This window comes from Fibrella forsythiae, from assembly GCF_017353175.1.
Classification (GTDB): domain Bacteria; phylum Bacteroidota; class Bacteroidia; order Cytophagales; family Spirosomataceae; genus Fibrella; species Fibrella forsythiae.
Genome location: NZ_JAFMYW010000002.1, coordinates 1,123,819 through 1,139,322, shown reverse-complemented (window position 1 = coordinate 1,139,322; position 15,504 = coordinate 1,123,819). Strand labels below are relative to the sequence as shown.

Below are 15,504 nucleotides of genomic sequence, written 5' to 3'. Positions count from 1 at the left end.
TGTAGGAAACTGGTTAGACGAATGATGTCGCCAATAGTCATCCAAAAATAGGATTGTGTTTTATAAATGCAACACTATCAGGCTTTTTCGACCGCGAATGACCAAATTTCAGGTCAAGATACAGCCGCCGTCCGGCCGAACTACCCACCACAGCAACGTATCCAACTGATTCACTATCGTTCAGGTACGTATCGCGCAGGCCGATGGCGGTTATTTCAGCCAAAAAAAAGCCTTCTCCCTGTTGGAAGAAGGCTTTTTTATAGAAAACTGCAGACTTGTTCAATGACTGCCCAATACCTCATCGAGCATCACGTTGGCCAGAATAGCCGCCCGCTGACGAGCCATTGTCACATTATCGCTGGTGTTTACCCGGACGTTCAGGATGTGATTATTCAACAGCACATGCATCGTCTTTGTTGAGGCATCCCAAACTGCTTTGTCACCCAGGCCCGGGTAGGCAGCAAACCGACTAGTAGTAACGGCAGGCGTTACTAAACGGGCCGCAACGGCGGTTTGCCTTGATACGCTGGAAGCAGTATCGTTTTTAGCCGAAGCATCCTTCTTCTCAATGGTGCCGGTTGCTGATTCGGCAGGCTGCTCCGCTCCGGTACCTTCCGGGGCAGGTCCACTCTGTGGCGCTTTTTCGGCCATGTCAGGGTCAGCATCCATGGTCATTTTAGCAGCCGGTTTGTTCTGGTACATCCGGTCAAACGCGTATTCGGCATGGTAAATAGACTGGTATGGGCGTTGGGTAGCAAACGAAACATCTACTTCGTTCTTACCCCATATAAATTTTCCGCCCTGCTTCTCGTCAACAACCTCTAGCTCGGTATCTCCGCCAAGCTCAAATGTGCCCCGAACGAGGTCTTCAGCAAGCAGGTTACTTGCTTTTTCATACGGAGCATCGCTCGAGAGCATTCGTACGCCGACGACCTGCTTTGCCAGATAGGGGCTGGCAGTGCCACCGGCATCGTTAGCATCGTCGGTCACGTTTGGCCGACACGAGGTCATGCCCAGTAGTGTAATAGAGAAGAGAATGGCTGACTTTTTCATAAGTTGATCGTATATACCTGCCACTTCAACTCCATTTGACAGCAGAATGTTGTGAATCAATTTCTGGAAGTTGAGTTACGCGCATGCGTCTGCGCCCTGCGGTTTCTAACGTATTTTTGCCCCACATGAATGCTATTGACCATATTGCCCTCCCGCAGGGACGCCAGATCTATTTTGCCTCTGACTTTCACCTAGGCACGCCCTCTCCCGCCCAAAGCCGTGAACGGGAGGCAGCGGTAGTTCGCTGGCTTTCTGCCCTTGAGGCAGACGCTGCCGCCCTGTTTCTGGTGGGCGATGTATTCGACTTCTGGTTTGAATACAAACATGCTATTCCGAAGGGGTTTACGCGCCTGCAGGGTAAACTGGCTGAACTAGCTGATGGTGGTCTGCCGATCACGCTCTTCACGGGTAACCACGATATGTGGATGCGCCATTACTTCACCGACGAGCTGGGCATTCCGGTTTACCGCCAGCCCCGCTCCTATCAGCTGGGCACAAAACAGGTGCTGATCGGTCATGGCGACGGGCTCGGCCCCGGTGATCACGTATACAAGCGACTGAAAAAAGTGTTTGAAAGCAGCCTCGCCCAACAGGCTTTCCGCTGGCTACACCCCGACATTGGTATCAGCCTGGCGCAAGCCTGGTCGCGACGGAGCCGTATAAGTAATATGGAAAAGGGTGAAGAGGTCTTCCGGGGTGAAGAGCACGAATGGCTCTGGCATTACTGCCGGGAAATAGAGTCTCAAACGCACCACGATTACTACATTTTCGGCCATCGTCATATTCCCCTCGACCTGGCCGTATCACCCACCGCCCGTTATATCAACCTCGGCGAATGGGTTCACGGACGTACCTATGGCGTATTTGATGGCGCTATCGTTAGGCTTGAAACCTTTAAAGAGTGACTAGGTGACCATGCTGCTCAATCGCTAATGAGGCATGGTCACCTGGTCACTCTTTATCACGTTCACTCGTTACTTCTGACCTTCTTTCTTGCTTTCGCGGTTAGCCTGCTTGATTGTTTCACCAATCATATCCCACTGATCTTCAGTAACTTTTTCGAGGTGATTGAACTCGCCGGCAGCCAGTACTTCGCCCCCGTCGATAGTGATGCACTCACCGGTAACGTACCCGGAGAAATCGGAGAGCAGGTAAGCGGCCAGATTGGCCAGTTCCTGATGTTCGCCAACGCGCTTCAGCGGAATACGACTTGTGGGGTCCATCATGCTGGCCAGCGGCTCAGGGAAAAGACGATCCCAGGCACCCTTCGTTGGGAATGGCCCCGGTGCAATGGCGTTCAGCCGAATACCGTATTTGCCCCATTCGGCCGCCAGCGACTTTGTCATAATCAAGGCACCGCCTTTAGCCACCGCCGACGGAACAACGTACCCAGACCCCGTAGTGGCGTAGGTCGTTGAGATATTCAGCACAGTGCCTTTTATCTTGTTCTCGATCCAATACTTGCCAACGGCCAGGGTGAAATAATACGTGCCACGCAGCACGATATCGACCACCACATCAAACGCTTTGTACGACAGTCGTTCGGTTGGGCTAATGAAGTTACCCGCTGAATTATTGAGCAGGCCATCAACCTGGCCAAACCGTGCCACGGTATCGGCAATGACTTTTTCAATTCCCACCGGGTCGCGAACATCACAGGCAATAGCCAGCACCTGGCCAGCGCCAACCTGGTCTTTCAATTCGTCGGTCAGTTCCTGCGCGGTCTGGTCCAGCACTGCCTGTCGGCGGCTACAGATGGTCACGTTTGCACCGAGCTGCAGAAAATACCGCGTCATCGATTTACCGAGACCCGTACCGCCGCCCGTTACAATAATTGTCTTACCCTTAAGCGCGTCATCGCGCAGCATGCCTGTGTTTATCATATCATTCAACTGGGTGAACTAGTGGATGAGCGAATGGGTGTGTTTCTCGTGCGTTACTGCGATGCTAACCGCCCAGGAAGCAATTCGAGCACCGCTGATTTTTAATAGCCTCTGTTTAATTTTTTATTGAAAGCCGCCTGCCGACGTTCAGATGTGGCCTGCATGGCTTCTGAAAAATCCATCGATTGTAATTGCGATGAATTCCAGACAGCTACGTATTGTAGTCCGGCATCAATCGATTTATCGAGCCCATAGTTCAGCACGGCTTTAGCCCCCTGCACGGCCAGTGCAGCGTTGTCGGCAATCTGTTGGGCTAGTTCGTCCGCTTTGGCAAACAGCTCATCCGGTGTATTCAGCACATGATTGACCAGGCCGGTACGCAGCGCAAACGTGGCGTCATAATCGCCCGCCGTGAATGCCATTTCGCGCGTGATACCTTCACCTACAATCCGTGGTAACCATTGCAGAGCGCCAATGTCGGGCGTGATGGCCAGTTTGGCCTCGCGCAGGCTGAATTTGGCCGTTGACGAACAAAGCCGGATATCGGCCGCCGAAATCATATTGAGGCCTCCACCAATACACCAGCCATGAATGGCTGCAATGAATGGTTTGGGCGACTCGTGCATCTTCTGAAACCCGGACTGCATTTGCCGGATCATGTCCATCAACTCGCGCCGCCGATCAGCCATTTGGTTGGGGCCAACCATAGCGGCCAGTTTGGGCATCATCTGAGGTAGGTCAAGGCCATACGAAAAATGATCACCACTTCCCCGCACTACCACCGCCCGAACGTCGTCCATCTGGTTAATCTCATCGATAGCAGCAGGAAGCTCTGCCCAAAAATCCGGCCCCATGGCATTGCCTTTACCAGGGCCCAGCAAGGTTAAGGTGAGTACGCCGTTCTGAGTAGAAGTTGAAAGCGATTTATAGGTCTCTGCCATAGAAAGTAGTATGCAAGCATACTATTTTTGATACAGGGCAAAGGTATAAATTCCCCCAAAAAGACAAGGTCGTTACCCAATAAATACCGGAAAATCGTCGAGAAACGTGATATTAGCTGTTTCCTGACACACGTTACAGCAATAATGAGTAATCCCGTTTGTAATGACCAGGTAAGGGGCCTGATGCACGTGATTGTAGCGAGCAGCCTGATCAAACACCGCCTGTGTGAGCGGTATATGGGGTGCCTTACATTCAACGATCAGGAAAGGCTTTCCATCGCGGGTGAAGGCCAGCAGGTCGGTGCGTTTCTGGGTAGCATTCAATACAACCCCTCCTTCCGACCGTATTAGCGCCTTAGGGTAATGATAATGCGTGATCAACAGATTAACCACATGCTGACGTACCCACTCTTCGGGCGTTAATCGCACGTGCTTGCGTCGTAACAAATCGAAAATATACGGTTTGCCATTGATCTCCGTAAGTTTGCAATCGAATTCAGGCAGATTTAGCGCATCCATACACGAAGATAATGGGTGAACCCTTGAAAGGAAAGACGAAAACCTGCGCGAACAACGGTGCATCGCAGGCCTTGCTCACGACACGTATCTCACTTTTCACCACATCACCCATGCTCTTTTTTCGCTCGTCACACACATGAAAACAAAAGAAGAAATAGTACAGAACTGGCTCCCCCGCTACACCGGAACGCCCATTGACCAATTTGGCGAGTATATTCTGCTGACGAATTTTATCAACTACGTCGAAATGTTCGCCAAGGACCATGACGTAGAGATTTATGGCATTGGTCGGGCCATGCAAACAGCAACCGCCAATAACATCACGATCATTAATTTCGGGATGGGCAGTGCAATGGCCGCCACCGTGATGGATTTGCTGTCGGCCATTAGCCCCAAGGCCGTGCTTTTCCTGGGTAAATGCGGTGGACTGAAACGACGTACCCTGATCGGTGATCTGATTCTCCCTATCGCCGCTATTCGGGGCGAAGGAACCAGCAATGATTACATGCGGCCTGAAATTCCGGCCCTGCCCTCATTCCGGCTGCAACGGGCCGTTTCGTCAACAATTAAAAAACACGAACTGGATTACTGGACAGGCACGGTATACACAACCAACCGCCGAATCTGGGAGCACGACGAAACATTCAAGGAATACCTTCGAGAAACCCGGGCTATGGCCATCGATATGGAAACGGCCACGATCTTCTCGGTCGGTTTCATCAACGCAATTCCTCATGGTGCCTTGCTACTGGTCTCTGATAACCCGATGGTACCGGAAGGCGTGAAAACTGAAGAGAGCGACAAGGTAGTAACGACCAACTTCGTCAACAAGCACCTTCAAATCGGTATCGACTCGCTACTCGAACTTGCCACCTCCGGCGAATCAGTGAAACACCTGCGGTTTGAATAAAGAAGAAGCAGGAGAGGGAGAACGGAGGAAAGGAGAACGGAGGAAAGGCAGTGCTGGCGCCGGCGTAGTGGCTAACGCGTTAACACAATACCTTTCCTGCGTTCTCCCTTTCCTCCGTTCTCCCTTTCTTGCTTCTTGCTCTAATTACAATAATCGCTGATCACCTTATAGGCAGGCGTGTAACCCAGTTCACCTGATTTCGACAGATCGAGACAGCCGCCGTTTTCGTCGCCCAGGCCATGCCGGATAATTCCCCGAACGTAGAAAGCTTCGGCGTATCGCGGGTTGAGCTTGATAGCACTATTGCAATCGAGGATGGCGCCCCGCTGATCATTCTGAGCCGATTTGATCAAGCCCCGGCTGAAGTAAGCTTCAGCATAGGTCGGGTTCAGTTCAATGGCTTTGTTAAGGTCAATAATGGCCGCTTTAGAATCGCCCTGTTTATTCTTACTGATTCCCCGGCTGAAATACGCTTCTGATCGTTCAGCCGACAGTTCGTTGAGCTTATTTCGCTCCTGCACTACATTAAGCAAACTTCCGAGTGTAGCGCGGCTGATACGCCCACTGAACAGCGTTTTCGATTCAGTGTTTGTGTTGTTCAGTTCAATGGCCTGGTTGAAATCCTGCACGGCACCTTTCTGGTCGCCCAGCTTGCTGCGACAGAAACCACGTCCGTAGTAGCCTTTATAGTTTGTTGCGTTGAGCGAAATCGCCTTGTCGTAATCAATGTTAGCGCCTTTGAAGTCTTCCAGTTTCCCCTTGGCAAACCCCCGATTCAGAAACGATTCAGCATCGTCTGGAGTAATCTCAATAGCTTTATTCAGGTCAGTTATGGCTCCGTTGAAATCATTCAGTTCAATTCGGGAAGCCCCTCTTGCTGCGTAGGGTTGAGATTTCTTCGGGCTTAGTTCGATCAGTTTTGTGAAATCGGCCAGGCTACCCGAATATTCCTCCAGTTTCTGCTTCGTGATACCCCGTGAGTACAAAGCCGCCTGGTTGTTGGGTTCAAGTTCGAGCGTGCGGTTAAAATCCTGAAGCGCACCCCTATACTGTTCGAGCTTACTACGACTTGCTCCCCGGTTATAATATGCCTGTGCATCTTCCGGACTTAGTTCAATAGCCCTGCCAAAATCAAGCAAAGCCGAGCGGTGGTCATCCTGTTTGCTTTTACTGACACCGCGATTCAGGTAGGCCAACGCATCTTTCGGGTTCAGTTCGATAGCGCGGTCATAATCCAGAATAGCGCCCCGGTGATCTTTCAGATTGGCTTTGGCTAGCCCCCGGTTGTAATAGCTGGCGGCGTTATCAGGGTTCATGGTGATCGCCATACTGAACGCCTGTAATGCACCTGTAAAATCACCGGAGCGGCTTTTGGTTACGCCACTTTCGAAATAATCAACGGCAGTTTGCTGGGCCAGGAGCGGTGTGCCAACAACTAAACTTAGTAGCAGCGCTAAGACAGGTAGAGTACGACGTATCACAAATAGATAGTTTAAGTTACGCAGATTTAGTTAGCTAACGGAGCTTAAAATTACGGTATGTGCCTTGGCGCAACAAATTAAGTTTATGCGCAAGCATATAAGCTGTCTTTATTTCCGACAGATATGTTGATATGGAGAACAAAACCAGACTATTTGTCAGCAAAAACAGGTAAAATGATCCATTTACCGACAAATAGTCTGATTTCACTGACTGGTATCAGATTTGACTATGAGTGTGTATCCTGCTTGTAAACGCAGTTAAACACGAAACAACGATGAATACCTTAGCACGCGTAAACTCAATGCCGACTTTGTTCGACACTTTTTTTGGTCCTTCATATGCGACACGTCCTTACATCACCCGGTATGCGAAACCAACTGTTTCGACCCCTGCAGTAAATGTTAAAGACACTGAAAACGCTTACCTTATCGATGTAGCGGCACCCGGCGCTAAGAAAGAAAATTTCAGCCTGTCGGTTAATCAGCAAGTGCTGACGTTAACGTTCAAGAATGAAGAGAAGGCAGAAGAAACGAAAGACGCTTATGTACGTCACGAGTTCAACTTCCAGTCATTTGAGCGCAGCTTCAGGTTACCTAAAACGGTGAACGTAGAGGCTATTAAAGCTACCTACACAGATGGCATCCTGACCGTTGAGCTTCCTAAAATGGAAGAACCAAAACCAGAAGTGAAACAAATCGAGATTGCCTAACTCCAGGCTACTCGTTCTTATAAACGAAAGCGGCAACCTCAGATGAGGTTGCCGCTTTCGTTGTTTATTCCGGATCAACCAGCCAGATTCGATCCTGCTCGGCTCCCTGTTCAGTCCATTCGACCAGCACGCGTTGCGTATCGAGTGTATGCACGCGTTGCCCGACGTAATCGGGCGTAATCGGAAGATCCCGGTTATATAGCCGGTCGATAAGCACCAGCAGTTCCACTTTACGGGGGCGCCCGAAGGCGGTCATAGCATCCATAGCGGCGCGAACCATCCGACCTGTGGCCATTACGTCGTCAATCAGAATGACGCGTTTATTCTCAAGCAAAAATGGAACGTTGGTCGTATTTGGGCGAAGTGGTGAATCGCGACGGCGAAAATCATCGCGGTAGAACGTAGCGTCCAGGTAGCCCAATGGCACGGTCACTCCCGGATTGGTACCCGCCAACGTCCGGTTCAGTTCGCGAACTACCCGTTCGGCAAAGTAAATGCCGCGGGGCTGCAGACCCAGTACTACCGAGTTAGCAAAGTCGTTGTGGTTTTCTATCAACTCCTGGCTGAGGCGGCTTATGACGATCTCCAGCAGCGGGCTAGACAACACGAGGCGTTTTTGATTCATGCCTTAAAAGTAGGTTTCCAGGAGTAGTTTCTGGCTTTCAGCAGTCAATTTTATGACCTTTGTGTTAGCAAAATACTCCTTTGCAGTACCCAAATTTATTCTGAAGCAATGAAATTTCTGATTGTGGGCCTTGGCAATATCGGTCCTGAATACGCGATGACGCGGCACAATGCCGGCTTTATGGTACTTGACCGGCTGGCAGCGCAACACGGTTTTTCGTTTACGATGAATAGGCTGGCATACACGGCAACCTGGTCATATAAAGGCAAGCAGTTTGTGTTCATCAAGCCAACCACGTTTATGAACCTGAGTGGTAAAGCCGTATCCTACTACATGAAGCAGGAACGTATCCCGGTTGAAAACATACTGATCCTCACCGACGACAAAGACATTGCCTTTGGCAAATTGCGGCTGAAACCCAAAGGATCACCCGGCGGGCATAACGGTTTACGTAGTATTGACGAGCTGCTGGGTACGCAGGAATACGCCCGATTACGCATCGGCATTGGCAATGATTTCTCGCGGGGTCGGCAAGTAGACTTTGTGTTGGGGCAGTTTCCGGAAGATGAACTGATTCAATTACCGGACTTTCTGGACCGGGCCGGCGACGCCGCCCTCAGTTTTTGTACTATGGGCATACAACACACCATGAATAATTACAACCAATGATATAACTTTTTGAAGAATATTTGAATTATATCAAGAGTGACAAAATAGAGGTGAGCCCAAAACAACACCAAATACTATTTTGTTTTTCTCGAGCTATAAGGACTAAATTTGGATTTTTGGGCGATAACCATCGATTAATTCAGAATAATATTCCGAAGCAGCCTTAGTAACTACCTGAACTATATAAACTTCCTGTGGCCTGCCTGTGTTCTATCACTGAACACAAAATAGAATAAAACAATGAAAACGCGTGTTATCTTTGCATCGTTGATTCTTGGATTAAGTCTCACGGCAACATCAAACGCGGCCATTGGCGTAGCTACCACCACAATCGATGATAGCCCGGCTGCCAATAAGCCAGCGGGAACAATGCTCATTAATGGTTCAGAAAAAATGTTCAGCCTGTATGCTGATCAAAAAATGAATCATCTTACTCGTCAGCCCGAATGGCAGACCTGCATGAATGTTGTGACGAAGTACAACGAGAATCCCGTTTCCGTGCTGAATTTGTCAGCCGCTGAACGTGACAGTTTTAAGCAAGCTTCGTCTGTAGTGACGAAGCAGTTGGCTAAGCAAAAAGACGGCGCTGCCAGCCTGTGGTTAAACCAGGTAAACAACACCGTCCGAATGATATCTTACTTCTGGGTAGTAAGCCAGGAAGTACCGCAATTGCCTGACAATGAGTAGTTATAAATTCTACCAAATTAGTTGGGTTCTTGGAACAAGAACGAGTTTAAGTTAGTTTTTCAAGTAGAAAAGGTTAAGGGTTTAGGAATAGTCAGTAAAGGGCCGGGTCAATGATCCGGCCCTTTCTTTTTGTCCTTTCCAGCGCACCAACCGTATTGGTCCTTCGCTGCCATTCATCGTAGCAGTTAGTAGGTGAACGGGTAAGGCGAAGGACACTTATCTTTGTTTTTTACAACTGGCTGCCATGAGCAAATCGATCGAAGAACTGTACAGTAAGGTAACACCTGTTGCTGATGACGTTCCAGGTACGTTGCTACAGCCAGATCTGCAACGAGAGGTCGGGCATTTCAACGTCTTCAATGTAGAGGATCTGATGCGTGGCAACCGCGACAAACCGCCAATGAGTTTTGACCGGCGGGCCTTCTACAAAATCAGCCTGATTCGCGGCCGAAGTCGGGTCGAATATGCCGATCAGGAGATTGACATTGATCAGTGTGCTTTGTGGTTCGCCACTTCGCGGGTTCCCTATCGTTGGCTACCACACAACTCAACCCAGATTGGCTATTTCTGCATTTTCACCGACGAGTTCTTATTACCCGCCAAAGGGGGCCTGGCGTTGGAAGAACTACCGATTTTTCAGCCAGGCAACTGTCCGATATGGTCGGTAACGAATGAAGAATACACAGCAATTGAGGCCCTTTTCCTGAAAATGACACAGGAAATCGCGTCTACTTTTCCGTATAAATATGACCTGCTTCGGGCCTACCTACTGGAATTGATTTACCTTGGGCAAAAGATGCAGCCGGCCTCGGCGCTGACTCCCGGTCATAACGCATCAACCCGGTTGGCTGCACAGTTTGCCGACCTGCTGGAACGTCAGTTTCCCCTCGACAGTCCGCAGCAACAACTACGATTCCGAACGGCCAAAGACTATGCTGACCAATTGGCTGTGCATGTCAACCACCTGAACCGGGTACTCAAGGAAACAACGGGCCACACAACCACTAAACTTATTGGTAGCCGGGTAACCCAGGAAGCCAAAATCCTGCTTAAGCAAACTAACTGGAGCGTCTCTGAAATTGCGGGGAGTCTGGGTTTTGCTGACGTAGCGCACTTCTGTAATTTCTTCAAACGGCAGACCGGGCTGGTGCCAGGTTCCCTCCGGATGTAACGTTATTGTTTGAATTATTCAGTAGATGGTTTGAGACACGCAAAGCCGACATCATTCGTCGGGCAGAACTTTGCAGCCTAATCAACTATCAAACTAAATCAACCAATCATGCGTGTTTTCGTAACCGGCGCTACGGGCTTTATCGGTTCAGCCGTCGTTCAGGAATTACTCGGTGCAGGCCACGAAGTCCTCGGTCTTGCCCGTTCAGAAACAGGCGCCCAACAACTTATCGCTGCTGGCGCCAAAGCCCACATGGGTTCACTCAACGACCTTCCCAGTCTGGCCCGCGGAGCAACATTATCAGATGGTATTATTCACCTGGCTTTCATACATGATTTTTCTGCCTACGCTGCAGCGGGTGAGGCTGACCGCCTTGCCATTGAGGCACTTGGCAGCGCACTTGCCGGTTCAGATCGCCCCCTCGTTATAACGGCCGGGCTTGCAGGCTTTACATTGGGACGCCCCGCCACCGAAAACGACGTACCTGCCACCTCGCTCCGCATGTCGGAACAAATGGCACTGGCACTGGCAGCACAGGGCGTTCACGCATCAGTAGTACGCCTGTCGCCATCAGTACATGACAGGGGCGACTACGGCTTTGTGCCTACTCTGATTGAGATCGCCCGTCAGAAAGGCGTGGCAGCGTACATTGGCGACGGATTAAATCGTTGGTCCGCCGTGCATCGGCTCGATGCAGCCCGGCTGTTTCGACTAGCGCTGGAAAAGGGAACGATTGGTACCAGCTATCATGGCGTTGCTGACGAGGGCGTGTCTATGCGCGACATAGCTACTATCATCGGTCAGCATCTGAATGTACCTGTCATTTCGCTATCACCCAAAGAAGCCACAGCCCACTTTGGCTGGATGGCACGATTCGCCGGGATGGATGCTTCGGCTACCAGTGTGCTTACACAACAGCAGTTATACTGGCACCCCAGTCATCCATCGCTTTTGGCTGATCTGGCAATGGGCCACTATTTTAATCAATGAGCAGCTTGCGGCAGGCGAACGCACTGTCCTAGATTGTATAGCTGATAAATAGGGAATTGTTTGCGCCGTGTTGGCTTCGCTCTATGGCTTCGCGTGCAGCCATAGAGCGAAGCCAACACGGTGCAAGGCAATGGTTGCAACGTACCTAATCGGCAACGGCGATAGCTACCATGTTGACGATCTCACGCACCGAACTACCCAGCTGCAGAACGTGAACAGGTTTACGCAGGCCCATCAGCACTGGTCCGATCTTTTCGATACGGCCGATTTCTTTCAGCAAATTATAGGCGATATTCGACGCTGCCAGGCTCGGGAAAATCAGCACGTTTGCGGGTTGATCGGCCAGGGGGGAGAAACTGTACGATTCGCGCATCAACTCCTGGTTGAAGGGCAGGTGAGCCTGCATTTCGCCATCGACAATCCAGTCGGGGTGGCGGGCCTGTAACATGGCCGTTGCCTGCTGCATCTTTTCGGCATCTTCACCGGTGGCACTGCCAAAAGTTGAGTACGACAGCAGGGCAATGCGCGGCTCGATACCTAGCCGCCGAACGGCGTAGGCCGTTGTTTCGGCTATTTCCACGATCTCGGCCGTATTAGGGTTCATGTTTACCGTGGTATCAGCCAGGAAAATAGGGCCAAACCGCGACATCAGCACGTACATACCCGACACCTTACGAATACCCGTTTGTCGGCCAATAACCTGCAGGGCAGGCCGAAGCGTTTGTGGGTAGTTCCGGGTTAGGCCAGAAATAAGCACGTCGGCCTCGCCGGTTTCGAGCAACACCGAGCCAAAGTAATTTCGGTCACGCATCAGGTTTTGCGCTTCGCTCAGGGTCATACCTTTCCGCTTGCGTTTCTCATACAACACCTGCGCAAACGATTCCCGCATACGGTCCTGCCGGGGAGCGCGGTGGTCAATGATGCGTGTATCGCCCAGATCGAGACTATGCTCTTTGAGCGTGGCATGAATGATATCGGGGTTACCAAGCAGAATAGGCACGGCCATTTTCTGGTCACGAACCTCGGCTACTGCCCGTAATACCGACAGGTTTTCGCCATCAGTAAACACCACCCGTTTCGGCGATTGCTGGGCCAGCCGGACCAGGTTACGAATGAACGAGTTATCCTGCCCCTGCCGCTGCGACAGGCGCAGGTCATATTCAGCCCAGTCGCGAATGGCGGTACGGGCCACACCCGAGTCCATAGCTGCTTTGGCAACAGCGGGGGCAACCATCGTCAGCAAGCGTGGATCAGAGGGTTTCGGCAAAATATAGGTACGCCCGAATACCAGTCCATTGATGCCGTAGCTTCGACTAACAGCCTCTGGCACAGGCCGTCTGGCTAGTTGAGCCAGCGCCCGAACCGCCGCCAGTTTCATTTCTTCGTTGATCTCGGTGGCCCGTACATCGAGCGCTCCCCGGAAGATATAAGGGAAGCCAAGCACGTTATTCACCTGATTCGGAAAATCGGACCGGCCCGTTGCCATGATAATATCGGGACGAACCGCCGTGGCATCTTCATAGGTGATCTCCGGATTCGGGTTGGCCATGGCGAAAACGATCGGATCAGCGGCCATGCTTTTTACCATGTCCTGCGTAACAACGCCGCCAACCGACAAACCCAGAAAGACGTCGGCTCCAACCATAGCGTCGGCCAGAACGTACCCGGCGGGATGGCGGTCGGTGGTGTATTTATACTGATTACCAACCAGATTGGTCCGGTCTTTCGTCAGCAAACCATCTTTATCGAAAACGGTGATATGATCGGGCGACACACCCAGATGCACATACAGATCAAGGCAGGCAACGGCAGCTGCCCCCGCTCCGTTAACGACCAGATTGATATCTGCGATGTTTTTCCCGGCCAGTTCAAGGGCATTCAGAAGGGCGGCCCCAGACGTAATTGCCGTTCCGTGCTGATCATCGTGCATAACAGGGATGTTCAATTCCTGCCGCAGCCGCCGCTCAATTTCGAAGCACTCGGGCGCTTTGATATCTTCCAGGTTTACCCCGCCGAAGGTTGGCTCCAGAATCTTGACGGTACGTATGAACTCGTCAACATTGGTGGTATCAAGCTCAATATCGAAAGCATCAATATCGGCGTATATCTTGAATAACAGGCTTTTCCCCTCCATGACGGGTTTAGACGCCACAGCACCGATGTTACCTAAGCCAAGCACGGCCGTTCCGTTTGAGATCACGGCCACCAGGTTGCCCTTGGCCGTGTAATCGTAGGCTCGCTCGGGGTTATCGGCGATGGCCAGACATGGCTCGGCTACACCCGGCGAATAGGCCAGCGACAGGTCGCGCTGATTCTCGGTTTCTTTGGTGGGGGTGATTTCAATCTTTCCGGGGCGGCCCTTGGCATGGTAATGCAGGGCGTCTTCGCGGAGCTTTTGTGATGACGTGCTCATATTTTTTTATGGCAACACAGAGGGGGCCGATCTCTCGGCCCCCTCTGTGTTGACGCTAATCAACTGTAAAATTACACCGATCCTACCTCAAAACTTGATTTTTTCCGCCTGATCCAGCTTACCGAAAGCGCGCACCATCTGTTCGCGGTCAAATGCGTTCTCATTGTTGGCCAGCCAGATTGTGGCCACACCATTACCAATGAAATTGGTAATGCTTCGTGCCTCCGACATGAATCGATCGACACCCAGTAGCAGCGCCAGCCCTTCTACCGGAATTACGTTGATAGCCGTTAATGTACTGGCCAGCACCACAAATCCGCTGCCGGTAACCCCTGCTGCTCCTTTAGAGGTAACCATCAGAATGCCGATTATGGTTAGCAGTTGGCTTCCGTTGAGGTGTACGTTGAAGACCTGCGCCAGAAAGATGGTGGCCATCGACAGATAAATTGTGGTGCCGTCGAGGTTGAACGAATAGCCTGCGGGCACCACCAGCCCCACCACCGACTTGGCACAGCCCATCCGTTCCAGCTTTTCCATCAACGACGGCAGCCCCGCTTCGGAAGAGGACGTACCCAGCACAATCAGCAGTTCTTCGCGGATGTAGCGTAGAAAACCTAAAATCGGTACGCGGCAGGTGTACAGGATAGCGCCCAAGACACCGAAAATGAACAGGGCCATCGTAGTGTATACGGTCATCATCAGTTTAGCCAGCGGCACCAACGTACCCAGCCCATATTTTCCAATGGTATAGGCCATACCACCAAATGCGCCGATTGGAGCCAGCAGCATAACCTTATGCAGGCCCGAAAAAATGATTTTCGACAATCGGTTCATCATCGCCACAATGCGTTCCCGCCCTTCGTACCGACTCAGGAGCATGCCCGTGATAATGGCGGCCAGCAGCACCTGAAGCGTTACGTTATCGAGGAAGAATTTCCACCAACTGAAAGCCTGTGCGCTTTTCGTGTATTTAGAAATATCGCCGCCACCCAGAGCCGTAGTCACCACCCCGTCGCCCGGCCGGATAACGTTGGCCACGACTACCCCGATCAGCAGGGCCACTGTGGTCACTACCTCGAAATAAAGCAGCGACTTCGCTCCTACTTTGCCTACTTTTTTCAAATCCCCCATGCTGACAATACCGAGCGTGATGGTCAGAAAGATGATCGGGCTGATAAACAGTTTGACAGCACTGATGAAGATGCCGCTCAGAAATTCACTGAACGTAGCACCAATGGTCAATTCCTGACCCATAAAACGACCTTTAAAAGGCGCGCCGAGCACAGGCAGCAGCGCAATGTCGGGCCTGAAATGACCAACCAACACGCCTAACGTGATGGCGGTGAGTACCCAGAAGGTGAGGTTCGTAACCAGTTTTTTCAAGTTAACAGGGGCTTACTGATGAGTCGTGTTGGCAAGAAAGGTAGTGGCTAATATATCACTCAAAAACGG

The 15,504-nt window shown here is 51.1% G+C and carries 16 protein-coding genes; 7 read left to right on the top strand and 9 right to left on the bottom strand.

Features of this window, described 5'->3' with window-relative positions:
* Positions 1-37: 37 nt before the first annotated feature.
* Together J2I46_RS10750 and J2I46_RS10745 are read right to left on the bottom strand one after the other, a co-directional pair.
* Positions 38-283 (bottom strand): hypothetical protein, encoded by a 246-nt coding sequence (locus J2I46_RS10750; RefSeq protein ID WP_207328996.1) that lies wholly within the window; start codon positions 281-283, stop codon positions 38-40.
* On the bottom strand, positions 280-1,053 hold the full coding sequence (locus J2I46_RS10745) for a hypothetical protein (RefSeq protein ID WP_207328995.1): 774 nt from the start codon (positions 1,051-1,053) through the stop codon (positions 280-282). The genes J2I46_RS10750 and J2I46_RS10745 overlap by 4 nt, the downstream gene beginning before the upstream one ends.
* 125 nt (positions 1,054-1,178) lie before the next feature.
* On the opposite strand from J2I46_RS10745, the gene J2I46_RS10740 reads away from it, so the two are divergent.
* On the top strand, positions 1,179-1,958 hold the full coding sequence (locus tag J2I46_RS10740) for a UDP-2,3-diacylglucosamine diphosphatase (RefSeq protein WP_207328994.1): 780 nt from the start codon (positions 1,179-1,181) through the stop codon (positions 1,956-1,958).
* Positions 1,959-2,027: 69 nt separating this feature from the next.
* Here J2I46_RS10740 and J2I46_RS10735 read toward each other — a convergent pair whose 3' ends face one another.
* From J2I46_RS10735 to J2I46_RS10725, 3 genes are all read right to left on the bottom strand, one after another.
* Positions 2,028-2,921, bottom strand: a complete 894-nt coding sequence (locus J2I46_RS10735) for an SDR family oxidoreductase (protein WP_207329170.1) — start codon at positions 2,919-2,921, stop codon at positions 2,028-2,030.
* Positions 2,922-3,037: 116 nt separating this feature from the next.
* A complete protein-coding gene (locus J2I46_RS10730) occupies positions 3,038-3,877 on the bottom strand; it encodes a crotonase/enoyl-CoA hydratase family protein (protein ID WP_207328993.1) in 840 nt (279 codons plus the stop codon).
* A 72-nt stretch (positions 3,878-3,949) separates the two neighbouring features.
* A complete protein-coding gene (locus tag J2I46_RS10725) occupies positions 3,950-4,396 on the bottom strand; it encodes a type I restriction enzyme HsdR N-terminal domain-containing protein (RefSeq protein ID WP_207328992.1) in 447 nt (148 codons plus the stop codon).
* A 136-nt stretch (positions 4,397-4,532) separates the two neighbouring features.
* Here J2I46_RS10725 and J2I46_RS10720 point away from each other — a divergent pair, with 136 nt between their 5' ends.
* Positions 4,533-5,306 (top strand): AMP nucleosidase, encoded by a 774-nt coding sequence (locus J2I46_RS10720; protein ID WP_207328991.1) that lies wholly within the window; start codon positions 4,533-4,535, stop codon positions 5,304-5,306.
* Positions 5,307-5,446: 140 nt separating this feature from the next.
* On the opposite strand, the gene J2I46_RS10715 is transcribed toward J2I46_RS10720, so the two are convergent.
* Positions 5,447-6,787 (bottom strand): tetratricopeptide repeat protein, encoded by a 1,341-nt coding sequence (locus J2I46_RS10715; RefSeq protein ID WP_207328990.1) that lies wholly within the window; start codon positions 6,785-6,787, stop codon positions 5,447-5,449.
* Positions 6,788-7,062: 275 nt separating this feature from the next.
* On the opposite strand from J2I46_RS10715, the gene J2I46_RS10710 reads away from it, so the two are divergent.
* A complete protein-coding gene (locus J2I46_RS10710) occupies positions 7,063-7,497 on the top strand; it encodes an Hsp20/alpha crystallin family protein (RefSeq protein ID WP_207328989.1) in 435 nt (144 codons plus the stop codon).
* 64 nt (positions 7,498-7,561) lie between these two features.
* Here J2I46_RS10710 and pyrR read toward each other — a convergent pair whose 3' ends face one another.
* A complete protein-coding gene (pyrR, locus tag J2I46_RS10705; protein ID WP_207328988.1) occupies positions 7,562-8,122 on the bottom strand; it encodes a bifunctional pyr operon transcriptional regulator/uracil phosphoribosyltransferase PyrR in 561 nt (186 codons plus the stop codon).
* Positions 8,123-8,230: 108 nt separating this feature from the next.
* Between pyrR and pth the strand changes: the two genes are divergently transcribed.
* From pth to J2I46_RS10685, 4 genes are all read left to right on the top strand, one after another.
* Positions 8,231-8,791 carry an aminoacyl-tRNA hydrolase gene (pth, locus tag J2I46_RS10700; RefSeq protein ID WP_207328987.1) on the top strand — a complete coding sequence of 187 codons (561 nt, stop codon included), beginning with the start codon at positions 8,231-8,233 and terminating at the stop codon, positions 8,789-8,791.
* A gap of 240 nt (positions 8,792-9,031) precedes the next feature.
* Entirely contained in the window at positions 9,032-9,478 is a 447-nt protein-coding gene (locus tag J2I46_RS10695; protein WP_207328986.1) for a hypothetical protein, read from the top strand.
* Between the two features lie 244 nt (positions 9,479-9,722).
* Positions 9,723-10,649, top strand: a complete 927-nt coding sequence (locus tag J2I46_RS10690; RefSeq protein WP_207328985.1) for a helix-turn-helix domain-containing protein — start codon at positions 9,723-9,725, stop codon at positions 10,647-10,649.
* Between the two features lie 108 nt (positions 10,650-10,757).
* Positions 10,758-11,639, top strand: coding sequence for an SDR family oxidoreductase (locus J2I46_RS10685; RefSeq protein ID WP_207328984.1), 882 nt, complete (start codon positions 10,758-10,760; stop codon positions 11,637-11,639).
* Between the two features lie 145 nt (positions 11,640-11,784).
* On the opposite strand, the gene J2I46_RS10680 is transcribed toward J2I46_RS10685, so the two are convergent.
* Together J2I46_RS10680 and J2I46_RS10675 are read right to left on the bottom strand one after the other, a co-directional pair.
* The gene (locus tag J2I46_RS10680) at positions 11,785-14,052 is read right to left on the bottom strand and encodes an NADP-dependent malic enzyme (protein WP_207328983.1); all 2,268 of its coding nucleotides are present in this window, start codon (positions 14,050-14,052) and stop codon (positions 11,785-11,787) included.
* 87 nt (positions 14,053-14,139) lie between these two features.
* Positions 14,140-15,435, bottom strand: a complete 1,296-nt coding sequence (locus J2I46_RS10675) for a cation:dicarboxylate symporter family transporter (protein WP_207328982.1) — start codon at positions 15,433-15,435, stop codon at positions 14,140-14,142.
* Positions 15,436-15,504 lie beyond the last annotated feature (69 nt).